Origin of the sequence: Nostoc sp. CHAB 5715 (assembly GCF_020829685.1) — a bacterium.
In the GTDB taxonomy this organism is placed as follows: Bacteria; Cyanobacteriota; Cyanobacteriia; order Cyanobacteriales; family Nostocaceae; genus Nostoc.
Genome location: NZ_JAIVFR010000343.1, coordinates 1 through 6,909, shown reverse-complemented (window position 1 = coordinate 6,909; position 6,909 = coordinate 1). Strand labels below are relative to the sequence as shown.

General features: G+C 41.1%; 6 protein-coding genes and 2 pseudogenes. 4 read left to right on the top strand and 4 right to left on the bottom strand.

The genetic code is table 11. The features are described from left to right. Both LC574_RS39120 and LC574_RS19355 read right to left on the bottom strand, forming a co-directional pair. Positions 1–154, bottom strand: a 154-nt coding sequence (locus tag LC574_RS39120; protein WP_368736704.1) for a 4-Cys prefix domain-containing protein, incomplete at its 3' end; no start/stop codon positions are given. A 448-nt stretch (positions 155–602) separates the two neighbouring features. Further along, entirely contained in the window at positions 603–1,433 is an 831-nt protein-coding gene (locus LC574_RS19355) for a squalene/phytoene synthase family protein (RefSeq protein WP_229455004.1), read from the bottom strand. A 297-nt stretch (positions 1,434–1,730) separates the two neighbouring features. Between LC574_RS19355 and LC574_RS19350 the strand changes: the two are divergent. Next, a pseudogene (locus LC574_RS19350) lies at positions 1,731–2,105 on the top strand (Uma2 family endonuclease); the annotation flags it as partial. A gap of 216 nt (positions 2,106–2,321) precedes the next feature. On the opposite strand, the gene LC574_RS19345 reads toward LC574_RS19350, so the two are convergent. After that, positions 2,322–2,744 carry a lysozyme inhibitor LprI family protein gene (locus tag LC574_RS19345; protein ID WP_229455003.1) on the bottom strand — a complete coding sequence of 141 codons (423 nt, stop codon included), beginning with the start codon at positions 2,742–2,744 and terminating at the stop codon, positions 2,322–2,324. 189 nt (positions 2,745–2,933) lie between these two features. Between LC574_RS19345 and LC574_RS19340 the strand changes: the two genes are divergently transcribed. Next, positions 2,934–3,905 (top strand): YegS/Rv2252/BmrU family lipid kinase, encoded by a 972-nt coding sequence (locus tag LC574_RS19340; protein ID WP_229455002.1) that lies wholly within the window; start codon positions 2,934–2,936, stop codon positions 3,903–3,905. Between the two features lie 113 nt (positions 3,906–4,018). After that, a complete protein-coding gene (locus tag LC574_RS19335) occupies positions 4,019–5,569 on the top strand; it encodes a metallophosphoesterase (RefSeq protein ID WP_229455001.1) in 1,551 nt (516 codons plus the stop codon). Positions 5,570–5,740: 171 nt separating this feature from the next. Here LC574_RS19335 and psaK read toward each other — a convergent pair whose 3' ends face one another. Next, on the bottom strand, positions 5,741–6,001 hold the full coding sequence (psaK, locus tag LC574_RS19330) for a photosystem I reaction center subunit PsaK (protein ID WP_229455000.1): 261 nt from the start codon (positions 5,999–6,001) through the stop codon (positions 5,741–5,743). Positions 6,002–6,680: 679 nt separating this feature from the next. On the opposite strand from psaK, the pseudogene LC574_RS19325 reads away from it, so the two are divergent. Further along, positions 6,681–6,896, top strand: a pseudogene (locus LC574_RS19325) (glycosyltransferase family 1 protein); the annotation flags it as partial. Positions 6,897–6,909: the final 13 nt, after the last annotated feature.

The window sequence follows — 6,909 nt, the reverse complement described above, 5'->3', positions numbered from 1 at the left end:
TAAACTTTAAAAAATCTTCAAAGCCACCCTGACCTAATGGTTTGATCACCTGATAGCGATCGCGCAACAGGAGTTGCGAGCCACAAGAGCGGCACCTTTGGCTATATACCAAATTTTCTGGATTGGGACAGGTAGGATTTAAGCAGTAGCTCATGCACTGTCAACTCGCTGCACGAATAATCACGGTGAGTTGTTATACTCTCTTTCAATTATTTAGATATTAATCAACTCTTGCCAGGTAATTTTTGCTGGAAATGCTTTGAAGATTTTTTAAAGTTTAGCTAATATTACGTAAATTCTTTGCCCAACAAGAAAATTATTATACTTATAATGTTAAATAATTTGTAATTCGTAATGACGCTCTCTACGAGACGCTAAAAGCGAACGCGGACTCGTTAACGCTACGCTAACGTAATTACAGCGCTTTTCAAGTAATTGAACTACACCACTCCCTACTCCCCACTCCCCACTCCCCGTCTCATCTGTGGTCTAAATACCTGAAAAATGCTGTAAGTTTTGCAATGGGGATTTGAACCCCACCGCAAAACATACTGCCCTTCTTAGGCAGGGGAATTAAACCCGCAAACTTTGTTAACAGACTATTAGCTGGCTTTCATGTTTACACTAATCAGTTGTTCGAGAAGTGCAAAAACATCACTGCGGCTGAGTTTCTCTTTACCACTAGCAAGGGCGTCAAGAGTGCCATTAGCCAAGGTTAAGGGAATTTGGCAAAAATCTAAGGCTGGGCCAGTAGGAAGGTTTTTGGTATAAGCTTCTGCCAGGGCTAGATTGCGCCGGGCATACTCTTGCATATTTTCTGCACTCCAACCCTCTGGGAAAAAGTCTACCCCACGCCCTAAATCTTCAGTATGGTTACGCAGGATATTAACTGCTTGTAAACCCCGACCAAACCCGATCGCCTGGGTACGGTTAGTTTGCGTTCCATCGTACCAAGTCCATAAGTCCGATAGTAACAATCCGACTGCACCTGCAACCCCAAAGGTATAACGATCCAAATCAGATTCTGTATAAATTTTCCAGTTTCTTTCTGCCCAGTAAGCCATCCGGTCTGCCATTGCAGCAGTGGCATCCCAAATTCGAGGTGCAATGGTCTCTGGTGCTAGTATCGACCATTCTCTAATCCTTACTGTGACTTCTTCTAAGGTATTCTCATACCCACTAAATCCTGCAAAGAAAGCATCTACCGCGAAGCCATCAACCCCTGCCTGTAATGTCAGGCTAATCGTTCTTAACAGCTTTGCTTTAGTAGCGTTATCTAATTCGGGATGATCTTCAATTTCATCAATGGCACGCATACACAAATATGCTGATGCTACTGCTTCTTGTAATCCTGGCGGTAAAAGACTAATTGGGATATAAAAAGTTCGGCTAGTTTCTTTGAGGATTTGCAATGCATCTCTACGTAAATTCATGTTTTCACTCCCCGATTGATTTTTGCACCACATGAAGTTTGCAGTTTTTTGATGATACTGGATATAGTTTTGACTAAACCTTAAAAACTATAGATTATAAGATACGCTAGTATTTCATCTAAAAATTAATAGTTTTTGGTGTTGCAATTAACAAAACTCTCAAATTTATCAAAGTCTAATTTAGTATATAGGGTTTTGGTCGCAAAAATCTTTAATGTGCCGTTTGATATAGCTATCATCAAGTTTTAGTGTATATATAAAGAATTATGCTAATATTTGGTTGATTAGTGCTAAATTTTTCCAGAGTTGCGTTGTACTTTTGGTGGTCGGTCAATTGTTCCAGATGTGGCGGTTATCCGTTGGCAACAAATTGAGTTTGAGGAGAATGGAGAACCTGTAGATGATGTGCTAATTGCTCCGAACTGGACAATTGAAATTCTCTCTCCAGATCAGAGTTCCAATCGAGTTACAAGCAATATCTTGCACTGCTTAAAATATGGTTGTCAGTTGGGATGGTTGATTGATCCCGATGACCGTTCAGTTCTCGTTTTTCAACCACATCAACAACCAGAATTTTGTCATAAAAAAGATAGCTTGCCTGTTCTAGATGGTGTTGATTTAAAATTGACAGTAGAACAGGTATTTGGCTGGTTAAAAATGAAAGCAGAGTGAGCAACTTCAGTCGGGGTTTCGGCGTAAGACGTTCGGCGATCGCTACTTCTCTACGAGAGACTGCGCCAACGACAACACTAAATAAAAGTCAGTCGAACGGTTTAAATTGGTTTCTCTTGGACTAATGACCAATGACCAATACTTCGGCTTCGCTCAGTACAAGTGACTAATGACTAATGACTAATAGCTCTCGCGTTGCGGTTTGATTCAACTATATTAAGGGTCAGATTTGAGATATTCCTGTAATTCTTGGGTACGCAGTTTTGTGGTATTTTCTAGACAACCAGAATAAATGCTAGGGGCAATACTTCCTCCCTCATATCTGCTTCTCTTAAACTCACAATTGCTATCTCGAAACTTGAGCCATGCTTGTTGGGCAGCAATCAATTTTTGTTTCCTAGACGTTTCTAAGGTAGGTAACAATTGTTGATAAACTTGATTGAGTCTTTTATCTGCCTTTTGATAAGACAACTTCGCGCATTCATTAATTGCTATTTGAGTTTGAGTATTATTGCAGTTGACCCTTTGAACTAAGCGCATCTCCCGTAAATCAGGCGTTGTGTCTGCTATTGTCATAGTGGAAGTACCTAAACTGCTGAGAGTTACCATACTTGCTAAAACTAGTAATAATTGACGCATGGCAAAATTTTTATTGTTTCAATAAAGACAAAGGATACCTAAATACGCCTCAGCATTGGTATGTTCCGACGCAGAAGACTTCTAAACTCTTACAAAAGGTAAACCAGCCGCCAGAAGGAAGCCGAAATTTCCCAAGAATGCTAAAAATAATTTGGTATTTTAGTGATCTAAGTTTAGCCTTTATATTTTATGAATCGTTCCGCCTGCCTCATTTTCAATCCAGTTGCGGGTCAGGGTGACCCAAATATAGAACTGGCAGAAATTCGGGCAATATTAGAGCCAGAAATTGACCTAGATATTTATCTGACAACTGAAGAAATCGACGCTGACGAACTGGCTTATGCAGCTGTAGAGCGAGGGGTAGACGCAATCATTGTTTCGGGGGGAGATGGAACTCTCTCAGCGGCGGCGGCGGCTCTAGTGGGTACTGATATTGCATTTGGCATCATTTCTAGAGGCACAGCAAATGCTTTTGCTACAGCTTTAGGAATTCCTGACACGATCGCAGGTGCGTGTGAGACAATTTTGCAGGGAGGAACCCGCCATGTAGACATAGCCTATTGCAACGATCAGCCAATGGTACTTTTGGCAGGTATTGGCTTTGAAGCTGAAACTGTAGAATTGGCAGACAGGGAGGCTAAGAATCGCTTTGGGATGATGGCCTACGTTTTCGCTGGAATTCAGCAACTGAGAAACTTAAAAAACTTTGATGTTGAAATTGAAACAGAAGACAGGATAATTAAAACTAGTGCCTGTGCAGTTACAGTAGCAAATGCCGCGCCTCCTACTTCAGTCTTGGCTCAAGGCCCATCAGGTCTGATTTATGATGATGGGTTACTAGATTTAACGATTGTAGCTCCAGCTAACAAAGCAGGAGCGATCGCAGCTACATTTCATCTATTCCAAACGGCTTCTACAGGTAACGCCGTAGAACGTGATGATATTGGCTTCCTGCGAGCCAAACAATTTAAAATTACAACTAACCCACCACAAAAGGTTGTTTTAGATGGTGAAATAATGGGCACAACACCAGTAGAAATTAAGTGTGTACCAGCAGGTTTGAACATTTTTGTGCCATTAGTAGAAGAAGTTGAGCCTACCGAAAAATTAGAGGGACTCCCTAATCTGACTATTGAGATGAAAGACACAATAGAGGAGTGAGGGCATTGGGCATTGGGCATGGGGCATGGGGCATTGGTTATTTTTTCCCTGCCTCTCCTGCTCCCCCTGCTCCCCCTGCTCCCCTTCAATTGAAAACTCAGGAGTAGGTTGCATTGAAACTTGTATCTGATCCAGCGATCGCTAACAAAATTCGTAAAATGAATCAACGGGTACGGTGGCAAGATCCGTTAATTGTAGAACGGAACATCGACCAAACTCGGCTGGTGTTGGAGGATGACCAAACAGACAATTCTGAGTTCTCATTTTTAGTTGTAGGTGATAGTGGTTCCGGTAAGCACCGAGGGCACAATCCTCAGCGAAAGGTGGCTGAACTTATGTTGCCCCATCACAGCGAATCCCGTTTTATGCTGCATACCGGGGACGTGATTTATTTAGTGGGGTCGAGTGAATACTATCAGCAGAATTTCATCCAGCCTTATCGAGAGTTTCTCTTGGGGGGAGAGCATCCTCAACAGATTGCTTATGACCAGATGATTTTTAAGCTGCCCATTTTACCTGTACTCGGAAATCACGATTATTATAACTTGCCGATTCTATTGAGCTTGGTCTCTCTGACAACATTACCCATTCGCCGCCTGTTGCGATCGCGCTTAGACTTGGATGTAGGCTTACATGGCTCAGGAACGGGTGAAGCCTACGCACGGGCATTTCTGGACTATCTTCAGGCGTTTCAGCTTCCAGGAGAGTTAAATAATCATTTAAATCAGTATTACACAGCTAAAACAGATACAGGTTATTGTCTAAGCTATGAACCAGGGCATTTTACTCGCCTTCCCAATCGCTACTACACTTTTCGCTATGGGGGGATTGATTTCTTTGCCTTGGATTCTAATACATTTAACGATCCACCGCCTCTACCTAAAACAAAACAAGGCGATGCCGATCGCAGAATTTTAGAAAAACGTCGTGAAGATTTAGAGCAAGAAAAGCAGCAAATCATTGAAACCTCAGCCAAGCTTCGTCCTGAAAACCCTATTGAAGCTGACCAATTAGACGACTACCACGCCAAGCTGTCACAAATTGAAGAAATTATTGTTGATATCAAAAAGCAATTAGCTGCTGATAAAACAACGCTGACTGACACTGAACAACTAGACTGGCTCAAGCAAAGATTAATTGAATCTTGGAATAACTCTGAAGTTCGGGGAAGGGTGATTTATTTCCATCATCCACCTTATGTAACTGAAGCGACAAAGTGGCAACAAGCACAAACTCTGATAATTCGCGATCGCCTCCGTGGTGTGCTGGATGCGGTAGCTAAAGAAATAGGTTCTCTAACTCAGGGGCGTCCTTTGGTTGATTTGGTATTAAACGGTCACGCCCACTGCTTGGAACACTTGGAGACAATGGATACAGGACATGCTGATTCTCATATCCACTGGATTGTTTGTGGTGGTAGCGGCTTTAGTTTGCGACGCCAGCGGATTGAGGGAGCAGATTTAATGGAAGAGAATAGATTAGTGGCGCGATCGCATCTCTTCATTGGTCGCAATGGTCAAGGTTCTCAGAAGCGACGACCTTACTCAGGTTTACGTATTGACGTTAAAGGCGATAGACAGCCTAAGTTTATTGTCCGTCCTTTGGTTGCCGAATGGCATCAGCGGCAATGGCATGATCGTGAATTTGAGCCGTTAATCATTTAAGGAATGGGCATTGAAAAAGAGGCGTTGCTGAATTGAAGTATGAATCTGGATGTAGAGACGTAGCACTGCTACGTCTCTACAAGGATTTTGGTATTATGCAAAATCATTTTCATATATGGAATCAGCAACGCCATTTATTTTTTGGAAGTCCCTAAAGGCTTGGGTAAGAACCTAAATTCTTCCCAAGTTATGCAGCCCTAAGACAACGCCTACTCCTAAGATATGACCAAAGGCAGTAGTTGCTAAAAGGGCTGGTAAACCAAAATCACCCAAAAAGTTAGCTAAGGGTAGTCGTGGTTCTGCGTTGGGATATTTGATGGTAAATTTACCAAAGGCAATGGCAACGATATTAGCGATAATGATAATCAGTGCAACTGTCGGACTCCATTGCAGAGGCGTGGTTGCAGCAGCCAGTAAGGTTGAAGTAAACACCTGATTTGCTCCTGAAATTTATAAATGATTGCAAATATAATCTGAGACTTTCCGAAGCAAATTCTAGAAAGTACCCGATTTTGCATTAATATTTAACAGTTCTTCTCACTACTTAATACAACCTGAGTGCAACGGGATTAATTCAGGACTTACGCAAAAATCGCCAAAAAGCTTAATTTATTGAACTACTTTCTCTACAAGAGGCTGTGCGTGCGGCTGCTTTTTCGCTTCGTCAAACTCACGTTAATGCATGTATCTGTGGGACTATATCTGCACAAACAAGACGAAAACTATAATAGTTATGTATCAAAAGCATTAGATATTTTGAACTAATATAGCAATCCAAATTGAAATAGGAGAGAGTACCGAAACTAAAAGTACGTATTTATAGGCTTTTCAGCAATTTTGCTGTTCACAAATGATTTAGAATTTATATAGAAAAAATATAATTTTCATCTATCAAAAGTATGAAATATAAGGAAATAAAATTTCTCTATCTAGATAAATTAAATATTTGTATTTAATCTAATAGTATACTTCTGGCAGAAGATGTAAAAAAATATTAGGCATAGTAAATTAAAATCAATATTAATCAAGGTTCCTAAATAATTCAGGCAAGTGTGCTATACACGAGCTTGGAACAGCTTAAAAATTTGTTAAAATCATCAACACACAAACTATGAACTCTATCACCGAAAAACGTATCGCCTTGATTTCCGTCCACGGAGATCCGGCGATTGAAATAGGGAAAGAAGAAGCTGGGGGACAAAATGTTTATGTGCGTAACGTAGGTGAAGCACTAGCGCAGCTTGGATGGCAAGTTGATATGTTTACCCGCAAAGTGAGTCTGGAGCAAGACTCGATTGTTGAACACAGCCACAATTGTCGAACTATTTAGGAACCTTGAT

Excerpts from the sequence above, each read along its gene's own strand:
- LC574_RS19355 (WP_229455004.1), bottom strand. The coding sequence starts at position 1,433 with ATGAATTTACGTAGAGATGCATTGCAAATCCTCAAAGAAACTAGCCGA.
- LC574_RS19345 (WP_229455003.1), bottom strand. The coding sequence starts at position 2,744 with ATGCGTCAATTATTACTAGTTTTAGCAAGTATGGTAACTCTCAGCAGT.
- LC574_RS19340 (WP_229455002.1), top strand. The coding sequence starts at position 2,934 with ATGAATCGTTCCGCCTGCCTCATTTTCAATCCAGTTGCGGGTCAGGGT.